The sequence below is a fragment of the Roseburia sp. 1XD42-34 genome (genome assembly GCF_009917385.1).
Taxonomy (GTDB): Bacteria; Bacillota; Bacilli; order Bacillales; family Amphibacillaceae; genus Virgibacillus.
Window position 1 is genome coordinate 80,571 of the sequence record NZ_QWLJ01000006.1, and the last position, 19,897, is coordinate 100,467.

The 19,897-nt window shown below is 32.3% G+C and carries 14 protein-coding genes; 11 read left to right on the forward strand and 3 right to left on the reverse strand.

Annotated features, from left to right (window positions below; all coding sequences use genetic code 11):
• Nucleotides 1–10: 10 nt before the first annotated feature.
• The 5 genes from D1839_RS04865 to D1839_RS04885 all read left to right on the forward strand — a co-directional run bounded on the left by D1839_RS04865 (nt 11) and on the right by D1839_RS04885 (nt 9,452).
• Nucleotides 11–2,059 (forward strand): hypothetical protein, encoded by a 2,049-nt coding sequence (locus D1839_RS04865; protein ID WP_120631199.1) that lies wholly within the window; start codon nt 11–13, stop codon nt 2,057–2,059.
• 364 nt (nt 2,060–2,423) lie between these two features.
• A complete protein-coding gene (locus D1839_RS04870; RefSeq protein WP_330585422.1) occupies nt 2,424–3,602 on the forward strand; it encodes an MBOAT family O-acyltransferase in 1,179 nt (392 codons plus the stop codon).
• A gap of 16 nt (nt 3,603–3,618) precedes the next feature.
• Nucleotides 3,619–4,830, forward strand: coding sequence for an alginate O-acetyltransferase AlgX-related protein (locus D1839_RS04875; RefSeq protein WP_120378919.1), 1,212 nt, complete (start codon nt 3,619–3,621; stop codon nt 4,828–4,830).
• A gap of 166 nt (nt 4,831–4,996) precedes the next feature.
• Nucleotides 4,997–7,990, forward strand: coding sequence for an SH3 domain-containing protein (locus tag D1839_RS20740; protein WP_120631198.1), 2,994 nt, complete (start codon nt 4,997–4,999; stop codon nt 7,988–7,990).
• A gap of 376 nt (nt 7,991–8,366) precedes the next feature.
• Nucleotides 8,367–9,452: a glycosyltransferase family 4 protein gene (locus D1839_RS04885; RefSeq protein ID WP_120378921.1), complete on the forward strand. Its 1,086-nt coding sequence runs from the start codon at nt 8,367–8,369 to the stop codon at nt 9,450–9,452.
• Nucleotides 9,453–9,494: 42 nt separating this feature from the next.
• On the opposite strand, the gene D1839_RS04890 is transcribed toward D1839_RS04885, so the two are convergent.
• The 3 genes from D1839_RS04890 to tagD all read right to left on the reverse strand — a co-directional run bounded on the left by D1839_RS04890 (nt 9,495) and on the right by tagD (nt 12,473).
• The gene (locus tag D1839_RS04890; protein ID WP_199689969.1) at nt 9,495–10,466 is read right to left on the reverse strand and encodes an LCP family protein; all 972 of its coding nucleotides are present in this window, start codon (nt 10,464–10,466) and stop codon (nt 9,495–9,497) included.
• 422 nt (nt 10,467–10,888) lie between these two features.
• On the reverse strand, nt 10,889–12,016 hold the full coding sequence (locus D1839_RS04895; RefSeq protein ID WP_199689970.1) for a CDP-glycerol glycerophosphotransferase family protein: 1,128 nt from the start codon (nt 12,014–12,016) through the stop codon (nt 10,889–10,891).
• Nucleotides 12,017–12,074: 58 nt separating this feature from the next.
• Complete coding sequence (tagD, locus tag D1839_RS04900; protein ID WP_120378924.1) at nt 12,075–12,473, reverse strand: glycerol-3-phosphate cytidylyltransferase; 399 nt, start codon at nt 12,471–12,473, stop codon at nt 12,075–12,077.
• Between the two features lie 904 nt (nt 12,474–13,377).
• Here tagD and D1839_RS04905 point away from each other — a divergent pair.
• Genes D1839_RS04905 through tagH form a run of 6 tightly spaced genes read left to right on the forward strand, consistent with a single transcriptional unit; the run spans nt 13,378 to nt 19,867 of the window.
• The gene (locus D1839_RS04905; protein WP_120378925.1) at nt 13,378–14,091 is read left to right on the forward strand and encodes an IspD/TarI family cytidylyltransferase; all 714 of its coding nucleotides are present in this window, start codon (nt 13,378–13,380) and stop codon (nt 14,089–14,091) included.
• A complete protein-coding gene (locus D1839_RS04910) occupies nt 14,088–15,113 on the forward strand; it encodes a ribitol-5-phosphate dehydrogenase (protein ID WP_120378926.1) in 1,026 nt (341 codons plus the stop codon). The genes D1839_RS04905 and D1839_RS04910 overlap by 4 nt, the downstream gene beginning before the upstream one ends.
• Nucleotide 15,114: 1 nt before the next feature.
• The gene (locus D1839_RS04915) at nt 15,115–16,269 is read left to right on the forward strand and encodes a CDP-glycerol glycerophosphotransferase family protein (RefSeq protein WP_120378927.1); all 1,155 of its coding nucleotides are present in this window, start codon (nt 15,115–15,117) and stop codon (nt 16,267–16,269) included.
• Between the two features lie 11 nt (nt 16,270–16,280).
• Entirely contained in the window at nt 16,281–18,197 is a 1,917-nt protein-coding gene (locus tag D1839_RS04920) for a CDP-glycerol glycerophosphotransferase family protein (RefSeq protein ID WP_120378928.1), read from the forward strand.
• A 45-nt stretch (nt 18,198–18,242) separates the two neighbouring features.
• Entirely contained in the window at nt 18,243–19,067 is an 825-nt protein-coding gene (locus D1839_RS04925; protein WP_199689971.1) for an ABC transporter permease, read from the forward strand.
• Nucleotides 19,068–19,084: 17 nt separating this feature from the next.
• Complete coding sequence (gene tagH, locus D1839_RS04930; RefSeq protein WP_120378929.1) at nt 19,085–19,867, forward strand: teichoic acids export ABC transporter ATP-binding subunit TagH; 783 nt, start codon at nt 19,085–19,087, stop codon at nt 19,865–19,867.
• The last annotated feature ends 30 nt before the right edge of the window (nt 19,868–19,897 follow it).

The following is a 19,897-nucleotide window of genomic DNA, read 5'->3' on the forward strand; positions in this document are numbered from 1 at the left end:
GTGGCCTCCAATGATGTCTTATCATTATGAAAAATATATTTACGCAAGAGGTTTTCTTTTAACTACAAAGAAGAACGATAATTTACTTGATTTGAAGTGGAACGAGATACGTAAGGGTGAATACTTCATTTATCTTCACCCTTACAGTAAATATGCTGTTGCAGAAAGTCAGAATAATTGGGTGTTCTTTATTGGTCATTGTATCGATACAATTAATGAAACGACTAGCTTAAACCGTATTTCTCAGATATTATTAAATAAGTTAACGCATAACTATGAAATGTTTTTAGACTATTTAGAAGTACTGGCTGGAAGATTTGCTATATTTACTCATGTAAATGGTGAAACTTATATATATAATGATGCAACTGGTATGCAAAGTGTTTTTTATCACCAAAATATTATTTCAGTGGCCAGTCATGCAAAGCTTGTAGCCGAGGCGACAAACAGTAAAAATAGTTCTCAAATAAACATGGATTGGTTAAAAGAATCTGGCACATATCATTTACCTGGAAATTTTACCCCATATGAGAACGTGCGTTTCCTTCTACCCAATCATAGAAAAAATGTCAATTCTACTAATTTCGAAAGGTACTTTCCACGTGAGGATTTAACAGAAAAAAGTATTGATGAAGTTGGAGATATGGTAATAAGTGAATCACAAAAGCAGTTAAAATTGCTGAAAGAAGAGTATAAATTACTATTTTCTCTTACTGGTGGTTTGGATAGTAGAACTACTTTAGCTACTATGAAAAATTTCGTTAATTCATCTATTGTATTTACATATTTTTATACTCATAGTCGGGATCAGAACTATAAAGGAAATAATTCGTTATATAAAGATAGAGATATTGTTAATGAAATAACTGAAAACATTCCTCTGAACCATCGCTTTTTACCAATTGACTACGCCAATAGCCAAAATAGTGAGTTTTTAAAACTAAGAGAAGTGTTGAGGGATAATACATTTTTAAACCATAATTCTTTATTGGCTAAATTGTATATTGATCATTTTAGCAATCAAAACTTTTTACATATTCGATCAAATATACAAGGAATAACAAAATCAAATTTCAGGAAAAAATTTCAGTTTAAAAGTAAAACTGCAAGTCTCTCCGATATAATAAAATGTACAAATCCTTCATTGCTAGATGACGACTTAGCAGTCAGTGCGTTTACTAAGTGGCTAACAGAATATAACCCAAATGTTAAATACAATTACGATCCTTTTGATTTATTATATTGGGAAAGTAGAATGGGAACATGGCATTCACAATTAATTTTACAAAGTGATTTGGCTTTTAATACCCATACATTAATTAATTCGCATTATATATTAAAGAATATGTTATCCTTGCCAAGAAAACAGAGAGAAGATAAACAAATATATTATCACATTATTGAAAAAGAATGGCCTGTTTTACTTTTTTGGGATATTAATAAAGATCAGGATTTAATTAAGGTAACTAAGCACCAACAGTCAAAAATTAGGAAGCTGAATTCTGGAATAAAAAATTTTAAAATTACTTATCACTCGGGAAATACTTTAAACAATTCATATGTACCAATAAAGCACTATAAATCTAAAAGTAGTGACGTGTTTTACATTAAAAAGGAAGCTCCTCAAAAAGGAGATTATGCAACAGCGGAAATCCCTATCAATATTCCAGGTGAAAATCAAGAATACATATTAAATTTGGAGATTTGTAGCCCTTACAATAAACCCAAAAATAGTGGTAGATTGAAGTATCAAGTTTTCTTAAATAAAGAACTATTACTAGAGGAAGATATAGCTAAATGGGGTTTAACCAATCAAATTTTTATTCCTTTGGATTCTAATAAGTCGCATCAAAACTTATCGATTAGAATTTTGGCACTTCGTGGGTGTGAAGAGTGGAATTGGGGAAAGGCAGCAAGAGTTAAAATAGAAAAGATTGAAGTAGTTGAAAAACCTGATGAAATGCCAAATAAATTGATCTTTTCAAGCCCGTTTTCTACGGTTGATGAAGAAAACTTAAAAGGAATTAAAAAAGTAATTTCAAAGCTATTTAACAAGTAAATCCTTTTTGATTTATTAATCTTTGCTTATCATTCTAGCTAAGCGCTTATATGTCCGATTTTTCGGTATCTTGATTTTAATAATTGTTTATAAGTACATTTTAGTGGGTGAACAAATTGGTATTTAGTAATTTAGTATTTTTGTTTGTATTTCTACCATTGGTACTATTATTTTATTTCATTGTGAGGAAAGAATTAAAAAATCTGGTATTGCTATTGGCGAGTTTAATTTTTTATGCATGGGGCGAGCCCGAGTATGTGCTATTAATGTTATTTTCAATTATATTAAACTATGTTTTTGGCTTACTTATAAATAAATATAAAACTAATGTAACGTATAAAAAGCATTTTTAATATTAGCTATATTGGGAAATCTTCTTATATTAGGCTATTTTAAATATGCTAATTTCTTAGTAAATAACATTAATAATTTATTAAATTTATCTATAGAAATAGAAACTATTCCCTTGCCAATTGGCATATCTTTTTTTACATTCCAAGCAATGAGCTATATTATAGATGTTTATAGAAGAGATGTTGAGGTACAAAAGAACTTTATTTCCTTATCTTTATATATTTCTTTATTCCCTCAATTAGTAGCTGGACCAATTGTTAGGTACAATACTATTTCACAACAAATAAAGAAAAGGTTTACTAATATAGATAAATTTGCTGAGGGCATTAAGAGATTTATAGAAGGACTTGCTAAGAAAGTTATTTTAGCAAATTCTTTTGGCGAAATTGCTGATTCTGTATTTAGTACATCACCAGACAATCTAAGCGTTGCAGCGACTTGGATAGGAATTGCAGCGTACTCATTACAGATCTACTTTGATTTTTCCGGATATAGTGATATGGCAATAGGTCTTGGCAAAATGTTTGGATTTGATTTCTTAGAAAACTTTAATTATCCGTATATTTCGAGATCAGTTTCAGAATTTTGGAGGAGATGGCATATATCACTTGGGAGTTGGTTTAGAGACTACTTATACATTCCTTTAGGGGGAAATCGAAAAGGGTTGTATAAGACAGTTAGAAACCTATTAATTGTTTGGACGGTTACTGGTTTTTGGCATGGTGCTAGTTGGACATTTATTATTTGGGGCTTTTATTTTGGAATCTTTATTACCCTTGAGCGTTTTGGATTAGAGAAATTTCTATTCAAATTAAAAAAGCCTTTTCAACATTTATACTTACTTTTGGTAGTCATGATTGGTTGGGTTTTCTTTAGAGCAGATGATTTTAGTTACTCTTTAAAGTATTTACAAACAATGTTTGGATTAAACCATACTAATTTTATTGATGGAAGTGTGTACATATATTTAAACGATTACTGGATTATATTTTCGCTAGGCTTAATTTTTAGCATTCCAATCGTTCCTTGGATGAAAAAGAAGTATATTGAATTAGCTGGCGAATATAAAACAGTATTAGTGTATTTAATTTCATTTATTCTACCGTTTATATATATGGTAATAATGGTTTGCGTAATGATTCTCTTAGTTAATTCAACATACAATCCCTTTATTTATTTTAGATTTTAATTGGAGTTGCTAATATATGAATAAGCACGGAAAATTAATTTTAATTAGTTTATTTATTACTTATATTTTTATAATAGGTATTTATCTGATGTTAACACCAGATAATGCAAAGTCTAATACAGAAAATAGGGAAATGGCTCAAAAGCCAAATCTTTCATATGATTCATTTGGGAAGGGTACTTTTATGAAAGAATTCGAAGATTATTTTACTGATCAGTTCCCCGGTAGAGACGTTTGGTTAAAGAGTTATTTAAATTACCAAAGGATGGTTGACAAGACCTATGTAAATGGTTTCTATATTACGGAGGATAATTGGATTCTCAATAAACCTGTTCATACTTCATATAAGAATCAAATAGACTTATCCACTAACAAAGTTAATGAATTTGGAAAATATTTAAAGAAAAAGGACATAGATTTTTATTATTTTTCAGCTCCGCATAAGGCCAGTATGTTTAGAGAAATGTTACCTGATTATATAGAAAGGGGAAATGAATTAAAAAGTGTTAATTATTTTATGTCTAATCTTGATAAAAATGTAGTTACATCATTAGATATGGTTGAGAAGTTTAAAAAAAATTTCACGTTAGATGAATTAAAAGATATGTATTTTCAAACAGACCACCATTGGAATATATATGGGGCATTTGAAGGATATAAAATGATAGTGGATGTATTAGATAAAAATGGTTTACAAAAGGATAAAGATAAATATGTGGATGTTAATTCATATAAAAAAGAATGTATATCACCTAATAAATTATTTCTAGGTAGTACTAATAGACAATTGTATATGGCTATCAAGTCTGATGATAATAAGGATATGTGTACTTTAACTAATCGAGAAATTTTTTTGGATTATGAAGTTAGACAAGGAAATAAAAAAGTAAAACCTTTTGATTTATATGCTAGAGCTTTAGATGATGAAAATAACAACATAATAGATTATGGGGAGATATTTACTAATAATAAAAGGGAAATTAATATTGTTAATAATAAAAATAGGGGTAGAGAAAACATTTTAATTATAAAGGATTCATATGCTAACCCAATAATTTATCATATAGCTCAGCATTTTTATAAGACTACAGTTTATGACCCAAGACATAATAAAGATAGGACAATAAAAGATTTTATAGATAAAGAGGACTTCGATTCTGTAGCGATCTTATACAATAGCTCACACCTTAGAGGAGTAAACTATAATTTTTTTGATCTACCTAAATAGATTTGCTGAAAAGAGATCAACATTACAAGTCTATTTTTATATGACTTTCATAGTAGTAATTTAAAAAAGGATCTACATTCTGTCTGTTTTATATTACTTATCATTGTTAAAATGAGTCTAAAGTATTATAATAAACTTGTATTCTAATAATTGAAAGGAGCAAAAAATGTGTAAAAATAAAAAAGCCTTTTTAAGTATTTTCATCATCACAATGGTTATATTGCAAGTTTTGTATCCAGTTTCAGCGTGGGCCTCTGGGAAAAATAATATAGCAACTAGAGAGGCTAACAATCACCTTTTATTTCAAACTAACAAGGATATAAATGTAAATGATGAGTTGTTGGTTAAAAAAGACACTTTCTTGTATGGTTATAAAGAAGAAGAAATGGTGCGCTTAGAATTTGGAGATACATATATAACCATTCCTGCTTCATCTGTTAATGAAATAGCATCAGACACTAGTTCACCAGAATTTCAAACAAATACTGAAAACCTTAATGGGAAGAAAGAGCTTCTAACAAAAGGAACTCCTTTATATTCCATAGAACCTGACGAGCAAATTCGAGTTATTCTGAATAAGGATAGTGAATATTTTGTTTATGAGAATAGCTTAGGATTACAAGTTCTTTGTATAGGAAATATAGAATATTACTTTAGTGAAGAAGATAGATTAAAAGCCATTAAAGAGTTAGAAAGTAGTACAGATGAAGAAGAAAAAATGGATGAAAGTACAGAAGGTGAAGAGCCTAAAGAAGAACAAGCTAATGAAAATAATGAAAAATCTCCAAATGAGCAGGAATCGGGAGATGATCAAGCAGTTAATAATGAAAGATCTGATATTAAGGAAGTAGAAAAAGATAAAAGCCTAGAAGATTTATTAGATAAGGAACAAGACAAGAATCAAAAAGATCAAAATACCAATGAAAAACAATTGGAAGAAAACAATGTTGCATCTTCTGCGATAAAAGAGTTTAGTAGGGTTTCTAAAGCTAACCCATGGGAAAATGTGAAATCTAAATATTTCGAAGTAACCAAAGATAGCTTGATGATTTATGATAATAGAAGTGGATCATTGAGACCTGTGGGAGAATTAAAGAAAGGTCAAGTATATCCTAGGGTCAGTGATTATGGTAATTGGCATCGAATTCAGTATGGAGATATTTATGGTTACGTTAAAAAAGCTGATACAATTCCTTCTAGTGGACAAAAATTAAAAAATGAAAATGATCAATATTCAAATCAATCTAGAACTTTTACTGCGAAACAAGATATTGTAGTATATGATAATACTTCAGGTAAATTAGTACCATATGGGGTTATTAGTTCAGGTGAAAGCTATCCTATAGCCACAGATTATGGGAATTGGTGGCGAGTCGTCTTTGCAGATCGAGTTGGATATGTTAGAAAAAGTGAAGCAAAAATAGAGTTTTCCAAAAGTGATAAATACTTTAAAGCTGATGGCAATATAGCTGTTTACGATAACCGAGGAAGCGGCTCATTAAAAAAAGTCGGTGAACTGACAAAAGGTCAAGTATATCCACGTGTAAGCGACTATGGCAATTGGCATCGTATCCAATTTGGAAATTATTATGGGTATGTGAAAAAATCAGGAACATCTTTTGCAAAAGGTAACGAAATTAAGAATAAAAATAAAAACTACAGTAACCAAAAACGAACATTTACAGCTTTAAAATCAGTAACAGTCTATGATAACTCATCGGGAAATTTAACCCCTTTTGGAAAGATTGATAAAGGAGTAGAGTTTTCAATAGCCACAGATTATGGGAATTGGTGGCGGGTCATCTTTGCAGATCGAGTTGGATATGTTAAAAAAGATGAAGTGAAAACAAAATTTCTTAGCGGAGATAACAGTTATTTCCGTGTTTTAAAAGAAAACGTAGCGGTGTATGATAATAGATCAGGTAGTTTGAAAAAAGTTGGAGAACTTAGGAAAGGTCAAAGCTATTCAATTTTGAGTAATTATGGAAATTGGTGGCGCGTAAATTATGGTGATTTCTATGGATATGTCAGAAAGTCCGATACTGGATACGCTACGAAAAAAGAGATAAAGAATTTAAATACAAAGTATAGACATTCCCGGGATAAAATTAAGGCTAAGCAAAATGTAACTGTATATGACAATAGTACAGGCAAATTGGTCCCTTTTGGAGAGATTGAAAAGGGAACAGTATACCCTATCGCCACAAACTATGGAAATTGGTGGCGTATTGTTTACTTAGACCGAGTAGGATATATTAAGAAAAGTCAAGTTGAAGCATATGGTATAGATAAAACAAAATATGATTTATCCTTGTCTAAAGCAGTAAATATCCAAATGACAGCCACACCGCAAACAGATAAAAAGTATAAGACGTTTGTATCAAAAGCGTATATAAAAGATGGAAAAGTTACTGCTACGACCTTAAATGTTAGGGGTGGTCCAGGATCAAGTTACTGGATAGTAGGGCAGCTTTCTAAAGGTGCTAATGTTGACATCATTAAAGAAGTAAATGGATGGTATCAAATAGATTTTAAACAACGATGGGTCAATGCGAGCCCAGAGGATGTCAGATATTATTTAGATCCAAATAATTTCATCAATGATGAAAGACAGAAGTTTCAATTCTTGGATTTGGCAAGATCAAGTGATGTAACAGCAAGTGTACTAAATAATTATTTGCGAGGCAAAGGTAAATTAGCTGGTCAAGGCCAAGCGTTTGTTGATGCAAGCCGCATTAATGGGATCAACGATATTTACCTAGTATCTCATGCTGTTTTAGAAACTGGTAACGGAACTTCCACTTTAGCTCGAGGTGTAAAGTATAAAGGTGTCACCGTATATAATATGTTTGGAATTGGTGCTTATGATTCATGTCCAGTTGATTGTGGTGCTAAAAAAGCATATGAAGAAGGGTGGACTACGCCATATAAGGCAATTGTAGGAGGAGCTAAATTTATTGGTAATGGCTATATAAATAATGGATTAAATACATTGTATAAGATGAGATGGAACCCTAAGGCCATGGATGATACGGGTAGATTTGGAAAGCAATATGCAACTGATATTGGCTGGGCTTCGAAGCAAGTTTATACAATGTATAATCTATACCAAGAAATTGGTAGCTATAACTTATATCTTGATGTTCCTGATTACAAATAATTTTTATACTGATTCTACAAAACTACTATCAGTACCTAAGTGGATACGGTACTGATGGTAGTTGTTTTTTTAAAAGATAAGAAAGTATAAAAATTGTTGCTTTGAGGATACGGACTTAACGGAATAACCACATCCGGCGTTGGAGCCCAGCAACTAGGCAACTTCACGAATCGCCCTACGATAAGTCACCATCGGTTCGTGCCTCACCGTGGTTCCTTTATCTCAGTTGCTTCGTTCCAGTTGTTGTGTTGCTAAACGGGCGCCCCGCGCCTTTGTTATGTATAGGAATTTAAAATAATTACTCTATGATTAGAATTACGACATATTATATGGTAAAATTACAATGAAGTTAACTTAATAGTAAGAGGTGCTACATATGCTCCACATCTCAGAATGGATAATAGCTTTTATTATCTCGATGTTAACAGCTCTATTAGTGACACCAATCATAAAAAAGCTGGCGTTTTGTTTAAAAGCTATTGATAAGCCTGATAATAATCGTAAGAACCATGATGGAGACAAAGCTAGCTTAGGTGGGCTTGCTATCTTCATTGGAGCTGTTGCTGGTTTCTTATATTTACAGCCAGAGCATCCACAAATGAGCGCAATCATCATTGGCGCTATGATTATGTTACTTACAGGTTTGATTGATGATATTTTTGAATTGAAACCGTATTATAAATTATTTGGACAGATAACAGCAGCGGTAGTTGTTGTGTCTTCTGGGCTAGTCATCGAAAAGTTGACAATTCCTTTTTTGGGGACTGTTTATTTAGAAGGGTTGGCATTTGTCATAACGATAATTTGGATTGTAGGAGCTTCTAATGCTATCAATCTGATCGATGGATTGGATGGTTTAGCTGCAGGTGTTTCAGCAATAGGGTTATCTAGTATTCTAGTAATGGCAGTCATGGATTACCGAGTCGTAGTTGCTTATTTATGTATTGTATTAATTGGAAGCTGCCTAGGCTTTCTATACCATAATTTTTATCCTGCAAAAATTTTTATGGGAGATACAGGCGCCTTGTTTCTTGGGTATTCGATTGCTATCGTGTCTATGATGGGGCTATTTAAAAATGTTGCGTTTTTTAGTTTTATTATCCCGATTATCGTCATAGCAATTCCTATTTTTGATACAACACTTGCGATTATTAGAAGAATAATCAATCAGCAAGGAATAGCGACAGCTGATAAGCAGCATATTCATTACCAGCTTGTGAAAATGGGATATAGCCACAGAACAGCTGTATTAATCATATATGCTTTCAGTATCTTTTTTGGATTATTAGCAATTTCTTTTAATAGTAGTACCCTGCTAGCCTCTAGCATTATTTTTATTATTGCTTTAATTGGAATACAAGTAATAGCTGAATTAGCAGGAATTGTATTAAAGGGGAAGCAACCTATAATAGGAAGTATGAGAAAAGTACTAGGGATAAATAAAACAGACCAAATAAAATAATCCTTTCGTTTACATGTAAACGAAAGGATTATTTTTGTTCAACTAGTTTGCAATTTCTAAGTGCTCTTTTAAGGTTTGTTTCACTTCTTCTAGAGATTGTTGATCAACCATCTGGTAACTGCTACCGTTTATTCTTTCTGGATATGTTTCTAGTTGAATTTTATCTATTTTACTAGTGTTAAAATCTGAATACTCCTTGTAAAATGCAAGACCTTCTGAGATTTTCATATTCGTCTCTACATTATTTCCAATTTCTTTTGCCAAATCATCTACTTTTGTAATGGTCCCGACAGACATCGCTTTATCAATGATGCTTTTAATAACCTCTTGCTGTCTTTCGTTTCTCCCAATATCACCTTTGGGGTCTTCCTTACGCATTCTTGCGTACGCCAGAGCATATCGGCCATCAAGATCCATCTCACCTTCGTGGAATTGAAGCTTTTCAGCAACTCTATCATCACTATTTTGTTCAAAATCAAATGGAACGTTAACAGTAATCCCACCAAGGATGTCTACAACATTTTTAAAAGCGTCAAAGTTAACAGTCGCGTAATAATCTATAGGAATTTCAAGGAAATTTTCTATCGTATCAATGGTCATTTTCTTGCCGCCAAAAGAGTGGGCATGTGTGATTTTATCTTCTGTTCCGTTGCCGACAATTTCAACCATGGTGTCTCTAGGGATGCTTAATAGTTTAAGACGTTCATCGTTAGGGTTGAAAGTAGCAACCATTAGAGTATCAGTGCGACCTTTATCACCATCTGTGGCATAATCCTCGACTCCCATTAACAGAATAGAAACAGGGTCCTTACTAATAGAAACAGCCTTTTCACGTAAATCTGATTTATCTCTCCCCAAGTCATCATATGAATCGCTGGCAGCTTGGAGAGTTTGAATAGCCATATAACCGCCAAAACCTATTAATGTTAAGAACAATAAAACTATAACTAAAAGAAGTTTACGTCTTCTACGCTTCTTTTTTCTTTTACGAACTAATATACGTTCACGTTCCATCATTAGTCTCCTTTAGAAAAGATGGTGATTCTAGTTAATTATAAATAGTATTCTAATAAATATCAAATGAAATTTTGACAGAGGATGACATAATAACACAACATAGTCTGTAAAATTGACAATTCTTGACTTTAGACAGAGGTTGAAAAGCTAGCTGAATGAATAAAAAAGGTTGTAAAGTAAATTGAAAAAGTATTGTTTATCATAAGAACAAAGGCGCAGAGCGCCCGTTTAGCAACGTAGCGAATGGGTCAAATCAACTATATACTTTCATATCTCTTTAAAAAATAAACCACATGAAATAATTAGTTAAATTTTATTTCATGTGGCTTACTCAATTTTTGTAGTATAGTTTTTAAGATAAAAAGTAGTTAACTACTCCGAGGCAACGCTCTTAGTCCTCCTACTTGTTCAAATTAACTTTATCCTAAAGCTTTACTTCGTTTCTCTATTGGTGCCTCTAATTCAATGATAAAATTAGCCAAACGTTCGCTTGAGTTTCCTTTAGAGTATTGATTCCATGTATTGGCAAATGATTTTATCTTTTCTGTACTAAAATCATGCTGTTTAATGGCTGCAATAACTTCCTCTGTTGAGCGAACAATTGGACCTGGCATTTCAGTTTCATACTGCTCGATTAAGCCCCTATCGCTTTTATATACTTCTAGGTCATAGGCATAAAATATCATTGGTTTTTCAAATAAAGCATATTCAAATGGAATAGAGGAATAATCGGTTATCAATATATCTGTTATGGTTAGCAATTGGTTGGTATCTGACCAATCGGATACGTCATATAAAAAGGAACCAAATTGTTGTTGGAACGTGTTTTTTATAGCGGGATGCAACTTGATAAATAAAACATATTCACCTGATAACTCTTTATACAATGATTTCAAGTCAATATGTGTTGTGTAATTTTTGAGTTGATGCTCCCTGTATGTTGGAGCATATAAAATAATTTTTCGGCCATTTATCTTAGGAAATTTCTGGTTGAAATAGAGCGAGATCTGTTTTTTTTTCGTGCTATCATAAAGGAGATCCGTCCTAGGAATCCCTGTTCTTAACATCGCTTCATTTGGGGATTGGAAGCTCTCACGAAAAGTGGCCGCCATTCTTTCAGATCCGACAACGATATAATGAAACTTTTCGTATACTTTTTTAAAACGTCGATAAGCTTTTTGACTTCTGTTTTGAATGGACGGGTCTTTTAGTCCAAAGTTTTTTAAAGCACCAGCTGCATGCCATAATTGAATGCAAGTAGTATTCGGTTTAAAATTGGTAACAGCTAAAAACCCAAAATAGTTATCTACTAAAATGGTTGAAGCTGTTGCCAGATGGTAAATTGATTTTAAAAAATGAAGTGGATGAGATAAACTGAATAGCAGCAGTTCATCATATAAACCTTCTTTAAATGGATAGGTACACCTACTATCCTTTAAAATAACAACCCTTATGTCGTCTGCTTGTTTATTTAAAGCCTGCACGGTGTAATGGATGTTATCACCAAAAGAGGCGACAGCTACAACCTTTTTCTGTCGAGAAAACATTTTGCATACGCCGAAAATGATTCGAAAGACAAGGAGATATACAGTTATACTAAGTTCTCTAACCATTGTTCACTTTTTTTAGATCTGTCTTGATTTGGGTTGTAGAGATACCAATTGTTCTAGGCAAGTAGACGACCTCACAATACTTGTTTAAATAATCAAATTTGCCTTTCCAATCATCGCCCATAACAAATACATCTATGTTATGTTTTTGCACATCTTCAATTTTCTGATCCCACGAATTTTCATCTATAACTTCATCAACAAATCGAATTGCTTCTAGAATAGCCTTACGTTGTTCAAATGTATAGTATGCCTTTTTCCCTTTGTTTAAATTAAACTCGTCAGATGAAATGGCTACAATTAAATAGTCGCCATATTCTTTAGCACGCCGCAACAAATTTATGTGACCAGTATGAAGTAAATCAAAGGTTCCGTAGGTTATTACCTTTTTCATAATCTTTTCCTCCAATTAATGAAGAATCATTTTAATTATGATCTTTCACTTAATAGTATAATAACATATCTTTACATAGAATTAATATTAAATTTACATTTACTTTAAGATTTGAACTTGTGTTTTCTGCAGGATGTAGTAATAATTTGGGGATAAAATCTTAATAAACAGGTACGTTTTACAAGGAGCTTATTAAAATAACAGCAATTCCCACATTTTGATTTTAAATGGCTTCCCTTAAGTGTAAAGATTTACTATATCGTACTAGCCCCTACATTTTTGTTTAGGAACACGAAGCTATATGTAGTAATTACTTTTTTCTGAGTATAAGGTGCCGTATACTTGAAACTCAAAATGGAACAATTAAAGTTTGTAGGTATTATCTTCTACAAAACTCAAACGAAATTTATGGAAATCCGCCCGATGTGGATGTGAAATATTCACTATACCTTTGCAAATAAATTCATGTCTACAAAGGGTCCATGCGAATCATACAAAGTAATAAGGTAAAGCTATTAAGTAGATATTAGTGGCGCAAATTTAAACTTTGAAATATAGCAAGCTTATTTTAAGAGTCGAGATCAATAAAAAAGCCTAGGTGGAAGATAAAAGCACCTAAAGTCTCTCCATGTGATCTATTAAACTCAAGAAGAAATCCTAACGTTGAATTTGCTTTGTCTACAAAGCTAGCAATATCCAATTAAAAATGATGAATGAATTTAAATGGGAATCCCTTAACTGACGATGTTTTTTATATTTGTAGCTAAGATCGAATAGTTGGTGAAAAATAGTTATAAAAATAATCTTGACAAATGATACCATGTAATGTAAATACAATGTAAATCGTATGTAAAAATAATTTTATGTTATAATACTAGTAATTAGAATAACTGAGGTGAATATATTGATTTATGCAGGGATTTTAGCAGGCGGGAAAGGAACACGCATGGGCAATGTGCCAATGCCGAAGCAATTTCTTACACTGAATGATAAGCCAATTATAGTTCATACCGTAGAAAAGTTTATCCTTAATAATCAATTTGAAAAAATTATTATTGCTACTCCAAAAGAGTGGCTTAATCATACAAAGAATATTTTGCAAAAATATAAGCTGGATTTTCCTAAACTTGAAGTAATTTCTGGTGGTAGTGATAGAAATACTACGATTATGAATATTATTGATCATATTGAAACAAGCTTTTCATTAAACGAAGAGGACATATTAGTTACTCACGATGCTGTCCGCCCATTTTTAACACATCGTATTATACAGGATAATATTGACCAAGGACTTAAGCATGGGGCTGTAGATACTGTCATACAAGCGATTGATACAATAGTTGAATCAGAAGATAATGACTATATTTCGTCTATCCCAAGACGTGATTATATGTTTCAAGGCCAAACACCGCAAACTTTCAATGCGAAGAAGCTAAAGGCACTATATAATGAATTAACGGCCGAAGAAAAGCAAATTTTAACAGATGCCTGTAAGATATTCTCTATTAGAGGTGAAAAGGTCAAGTTAGTAAAAGGTGAGATTTTTAATATTAAGGTAACTACTCCTTATGATTTAAACGTTGCAAATGCGATTATTAAAGGAAGTATAAACCAATGATAAATCAAGTGTATCGTTTAGTCTCACCAAGACAGTTTGAAGTGACCTATAAGGATGAATCTATTGTTAATAACCATGTTATAGTTAGACCGACTCACCTATCAATTTGTGCTGCTGATCAAAGGTATTATACAGGCACACGTGGGAAAGAAGCAATGAAGAAAAAACTGCCGATGGCCTTGACACATGAAGGCGTTGGCGAGGTTGTTTTTGATCCTAGTAATAAGTTTGAAATTGGTTCAAAAGTAGTCATGGTGCCGAATACACCTGTTGAGAGCGATCCATATATAAGTGAAAATTACTTAAGGTCTAGTAAGTTTAGGTCTAGTGGGTATGATGGGTTTATGCAAGACTATGTGTTTTTAAACCCTGACAGAGCTGTACAGCTACCAGAGGATATAAATATGGATGTAGCAGCGTTTACAGAATTAATGACCATTACTGTACACGCTTTGCGACGTTTTAAGCAAAAAGCACATCCTCGTGTAAATACATTTGGTGTTTGGGGTGACGGAAATCTAGGGTTTATTACCTGTTTGTTTCTAAAAAAATTGTATCCCAATAGTTGGGTGATTATTTTTGGGAAAACGGACTATAAGTTAAACCATTTTTCTTTTGTAGATGAAACTGTGAAAATCGATGATATACCTAAAGGTCTTAGTGTTGATCATGCAATTGAATGTGCTGGAGGAAAAGGAAGTCAATATGCTATTGAGCAAATTATTGATCATATAAATCCGGAGGGAACCGTTAGTCTATTAGGGGTTAGTGAATATCCAATTGAAATCAATACACGAATGGTATTAGAAAAAGGATTAACTCTCCTAGGAAGCAGCAGAAGCGGAGTGACTGATTTTGAACAGACGGTTGAGATTTTCAAAGAACATCCAGACATTATTGATTATTTAAGTACTTTAATTGGAGAAGTGTTTGAAGTAAGGAAAATAAGAGATGCGATTGATGCATTTGAGAATGATTTATCCAACTCTTGGGGGAAAACAGTAATGAGGTGGAAAATTTAAAATGGATCATCTTCAATTATGGAAGAAGATGTATATTAAATGCTATAAAAAATTATTGCAAATCGCCTATAGCGTATTTTCTTTGTTTAGAAAACATAATCGTAATAAGATTGTCATTGCTCTGTATCGATCTGGAAAATTAGAAGGTAATCTTAAATATGTGTATAAGGAAATATTAAAACAAATACCTCATGCTGAGATTCATCTTGTCTATGGACAAAACAAGATGAATCTTAGGCTTTTTACTGAAATATTTAAGCTGTCAAACGCTAAATATGTTATATTAGATGATTATTATTTGCCAATCTATTTAATTAAAGCTAAACATAGTTTAAAGGTCATTCAGCTATGGCATGCAGCTGGTGCATTCAAAAAATTTGGATACAGTACAGTCGGGACTAAGTTTGGTCCAAAAAAAGAATATTTAGATTTAGTTCCAATTCATAAAAATTATACACATGTGTATGTTTCAACTAAAAAAGTGATTGATTTCTATGCCGAAGCGTTCAATATGTCTAAAAACAAAATATATCCAATCGGTTTGGCGAGAATTGACTTATTTAATCACCGGGATGAATGCTCCATAATTAAAGGGAAAATTTATCAAAGGTACCCTCATTTGTCAGACAAAGAGGCAGTAAATATATTAATTGCTCCTACGTATAGGGCAAATGGAAGACAGGGTGAAACGAGTTATAGTATAATTGAAACTTTATTGCAGATTTCACCTCAGATCAATCAGCGTGTCCAAATTATTTTTAAAGCACATCCTTATACTAGGGAACAAGAGATAGAAAACTTAAGAAAAGATTCTAAAATACTTGTAGCTGAAGAATTTACCATTAATGAGTGGATGTTAGTTGCAGATGCTTTTGTTACAGACTTTTCTTCGGCTGTTTTTGAGTTTGCTTTATTGTATCGGCCAATCGCTCATATGATTCCTGATATGGATGAGTATGAAACAAATAGAGGGTTATATCAAGATATAAGTTTGCTTTCGGATGGGGTCATTTTAAATAATGAAAAGCAATTGCTTGCTTGGATAAATAACAGGAAGCGGAATGAATATGCAGATACCTCCAGAATGGTAAAGCATAATTTCGATGACACATCTAATGTAACGGAGAAAATTGTAAAGCATTTTACAAGTGAATGAGGTGAGGCTGAATGTTCCATACAGCATTGGATGATGAACACCTAGAAATAAATACGGGAAGCCCAGTATTTAATAAAGTTACTAGCTTTGAGATACATGGTTCTTATTTGGAGATAGAAGGGTATATAACTGTAAAAAAACATTTATCTTTTCAAGAAGACGAAATACGTAAAACCCTTTTATTAGTACCGAAGTTAAACATAGATGAATTAAGAGAAAAACACGTGGAATATGGTGAACTTTCTGACAGCGAAATTTTGGATAAATATATTATTAAAATAGCCTTGGATAATTGTCGGTTAAATGAGCTAAAAGGTAATGTTGACACATTTGCTTCAGATGAACTTGGAGCTTTGGCTGGCTATAAGGGAAGTATAGATTTATCCACGCTTGCTCATGGAAAGCCATTAGAAAAAGGGGAGTACAATCTGTTCATTAAATTAGAACAGTTGCTACATGGAAGAAAGAAATTTGAAAGGGTATTACCATTATCTAGTGTGAAAGAATTTATTGAAGGCAGCAGCATCTTAAATACAAAGCTGCAATATTTTTCGGCTAAAAAAGTTCTAAAATATAACTTAATCGTATCATTTGATAAATATAGTAAGACTTTGTTGTTTAAAAACACTCTTTTACAATCATACGATCCACGTGAGCAGCCAAGTGATATTGCTTATAAAGAAAGCAGGAAAATACAGGCAATAAAACGCAGACTGTTCAAAGTGTTTTACATGTTGTTTTGTATGTTATTCCCGATAAAAAAACGAAAAGTTGTATTTGCTTCAGATAGTCGATCTGAGTTAAATGGGAACCTTTATTTCGTTTATGAGGAACTGTATAAACGCAATTTGGATTTAAATATTACGTTTATCTTTAATGAGCGAATTAATAATAAAAAAACGATTAATGACCTAGTAAAAACAGCGTACCATTTTGCAACAGCCAAAATTATTTTACTTGATGATTTTTATCCTCTTGTCTACCCTTTAAACATACGGAATAACGCTGATCTAATACAGGTATGGCATGCAGCTGGAGCATTTAAAACCTTTGGATATAGTCGTATTGGAAGGCCTGGAGGACCGTCTCCAAAATCTAAAAACCATAAAAATTACACTAAAGCGTTGGTAAGTAGTGAAGGGGTTAGAGAAAATTATGCTGAAGGATTTGGCATAACAGTAGATAAAGTATATGCTACTGGAATACCTAGAGCAGATATTTTTGCTGATGAAAAATACAAGTCATATGTAAAAAGTAAGCTAACCGACATGTACCCTTTTATCAAAAATAAAAAAGTAATTCTCTTTGCGCCGACCTTTCGTGGAAATGGTCAGGCTTCGGCTCACTATCCGTTTGAAGTTTTAAATTTAAAGCAACTGTACGAAGAGCTTCATGAAGAATATGTATTTTTATTTAAGATTCATCCATTTGTGAATAATAAGTTGCACATTCCATATGAATACAAGGATTTCTTCTTCGATTTAAGTGATTACAGAGAAGTGAATGATTTGCTGTTGATTACTGACATTCTAATAACAGATTATTCATCTGTCTGTTTTGAATATGCATTGTTAAAAAAACCGATGCTTTTCTTTGCTTTTGATGTTGAAAAATATATCGAAGAAAGAGATTTTTATTATAATTATTTTGATTTCATTCCGGGGCCTTTAGTTAAGACAACTGCAGAAATGGTCTCGACAATAAAAGAGAAAAAATATGATATGGGAAAAATAGATGCATTCGTAGACTATTTTTTTGACAGCACTGTTGGAAAAGCCTCGAAGAATGTAGTAGATGAAGTAATTATACCAAGTCTTGAGGATATGGGACAAGATGTCCTAGAACAAGATGCCATCTTAACACCGCCTTCTTCAAGAATCGAATTATTTGAAAGAAGTATTGGTAATTATGAGGAGAAAGAAGACTAATAATGGGATCTCTTTTGTGTCTCACGTTAAATAGGAAAGGGAACTATGATGAAATCTGCGATCAAAGTAATTAAAGAACAAGTTGAAAATTTTTACTTAATTAGAAGACTGTCTCTTTTTGAACTTAAGAGCCAAAATAAAAATAATTATCTCGGTATGCTTTGGGAAATTCTTAACCCACTTATACAAATCCTTATTTATTGGTTTGTTTTTAGCACGCTTCGTGCTCGTGCTCCAATTGAAATGGGTGAAACGGTCATACCATTTTTTAGTTGGTTAATGGCGGCATTTTTCCTTTGGACTTTCTTTTACCAAGCCACCATACAAGGATCCAAGTCAATTTACACTAGAATTCGAATTTTATCGAAAATGAATTTCCCAATGAGTGTGATTCCTAGCTTTGTTATTTTCTCTCAATTTTATGTTCATATTGCTATGTTAGTGCTGACAGTCATCACGTTGCAATTCATGGGCTTTACTATAAGTATTTATTACTTGCAACTCATATATTTTATATTTGCTGCTTTATGTTTGTTATTGGCCATATCTCTAATTACATCTACCTTATCTACCATTATAAGAGACTTTCATATGTTATTAAATTCTGTTTTAAGGATGCTGTTGTATTTATCGGGAGTATTATGGCCACTATCTCTTTTGGAAGATTTCCCTGATTTAGTAAGTATCATGAAATTAAATCCATTATATTATTTAATTGAAGGGTATAGATCAGCATTCTTTGGGCTGGAATGGTACTTTATCACTCATTGGGGATATACTTTATATTTTTGGGGCCTAGTCATGGTTTTACTAATTATCGGTGCTTCATTACATGTGAGGTTTAGAAAGCATTTCATTGATTACTTGTAAAGGTTTGTGAATATATCATGGAAAAAGCAATTATTGTTAACGATGTATCAAAAAAATACCGTTTATATAATAACCCGAAGGAGCGATTATTAGACTTAATCACTCCAAAAGATTTTGGCGAAGATTTCTATGCATTAAGTAATGTGAGCTTTGAAGCTGAAAAGGGTGACATTATTGGTTTTGTAGGAGTGAATGGTTCTGGAAAGTCCACATTATCCAACATCATTACTGGTATCATTCCACCTTCATCTGGAGAAGTGTATAGAAATGGACAGACTTCATTAATTGCCATCAATTCTGGTTTAAAAGAGGAGCTAAGTGGTAGAGATAATATTGAATTAAAATTATTAATGCTAGGGTTTAATAAACACGCTATTAAGAGACTAGAACCAGAAATCATTGATTTTTCTGAACTAGGCAAGTTCATTGATCAACCTGTAAAATCTTATTCAAGCGGTATGAAATCCAGGCTCGGCTTCGCCATATCCATAAATATTGATCCGGATATTTTATTAATTGATGAGGCTTTATCTGTCGGTGACAAAGCATTTGCAGAGAAGAGTTTTGGCGTGATGAAACAGTTTAAAGAAATGGGCAAGACCATGATATTTGTAAGTCACTCTATTAAGCAAATGGAGAAATTTTGTGAAAAGATATTATGGTTGGAATACGGAAGAGTGAAGGACTTTGGTTCAGTAAAAGATATTCTTCCAAAATATACAGCATTTATTCGGGAGTGGAAAAAAATGTCTAAAGCTGAAAAAGAGAGTTATAAAAATGACGTAATAAACTCTGTGTAACCATCTAATTAGAAATATTACTGAAGAGGA

Bases quoted from the DNA above. Each gene is read 5' to 3' on its own strand.
- D1839_RS04865 (WP_120631199.1), top strand. From the start codon at position 11: ATGATGTCTTATCATTATGAAAAATATATTTACGCAAGAGGTTTTCTT.
- D1839_RS04875 (WP_120378919.1), top strand. From the start codon at position 3,619: ATGAATAAGCACGGAAAATTAATTTTAATTAGTTTATTTATTACTTAT.
- D1839_RS20740 (WP_120631198.1), top strand. From the start codon at position 4,997: ATGTGTAAAAATAAAAAAGCCTTTTTAAGTATTTTCATCATCACAATG.
- D1839_RS04885 (WP_120378921.1), top strand. From the start codon at position 8,367: ATGCTCCACATCTCAGAATGGATAATAGCTTTTATTATCTCGATGTTA.
- D1839_RS04890 (WP_199689969.1), bottom strand. From the start codon at position 10,466: ATGGAACGTGAACGTATATTAGTTCGTAAAAGAAAAAAGAAGCGTAGA.
- D1839_RS04895 (WP_199689970.1), bottom strand. From the start codon at position 12,016: ATGTTTTCTCGACAGAAAAAGGTTGTAGCTGTCGCCTCTTTTGGTGAT.
- tagD (WP_120378924.1), bottom strand. From the start codon at position 12,473: ATGAAAAAGGTAATAACCTACGGAACCTTTGATTTACTTCATACTGGT.
- D1839_RS04910 (WP_120378926.1), top strand. From the start codon at position 14,088: ATGATAAATCAAGTGTATCGTTTAGTCTCACCAAGACAGTTTGAAGTG.
- D1839_RS04915 (WP_120378927.1), top strand. From the start codon at position 15,115: ATGGATCATCTTCAATTATGGAAGAAGATGTATATTAAATGCTATAAA.
- D1839_RS04920 (WP_120378928.1), top strand. From the start codon at position 16,281: ATGTTCCATACAGCATTGGATGATGAACACCTAGAAATAAATACGGGA.
- D1839_RS04925 (WP_199689971.1), top strand. From the start codon at position 18,243: ATGATGAAATCTGCGATCAAAGTAATTAAAGAACAAGTTGAAAATTTT.
- tagH (WP_120378929.1), top strand. From the start codon at position 19,085: ATGGAAAAAGCAATTATTGTTAACGATGTATCAAAAAAATACCGTTTA.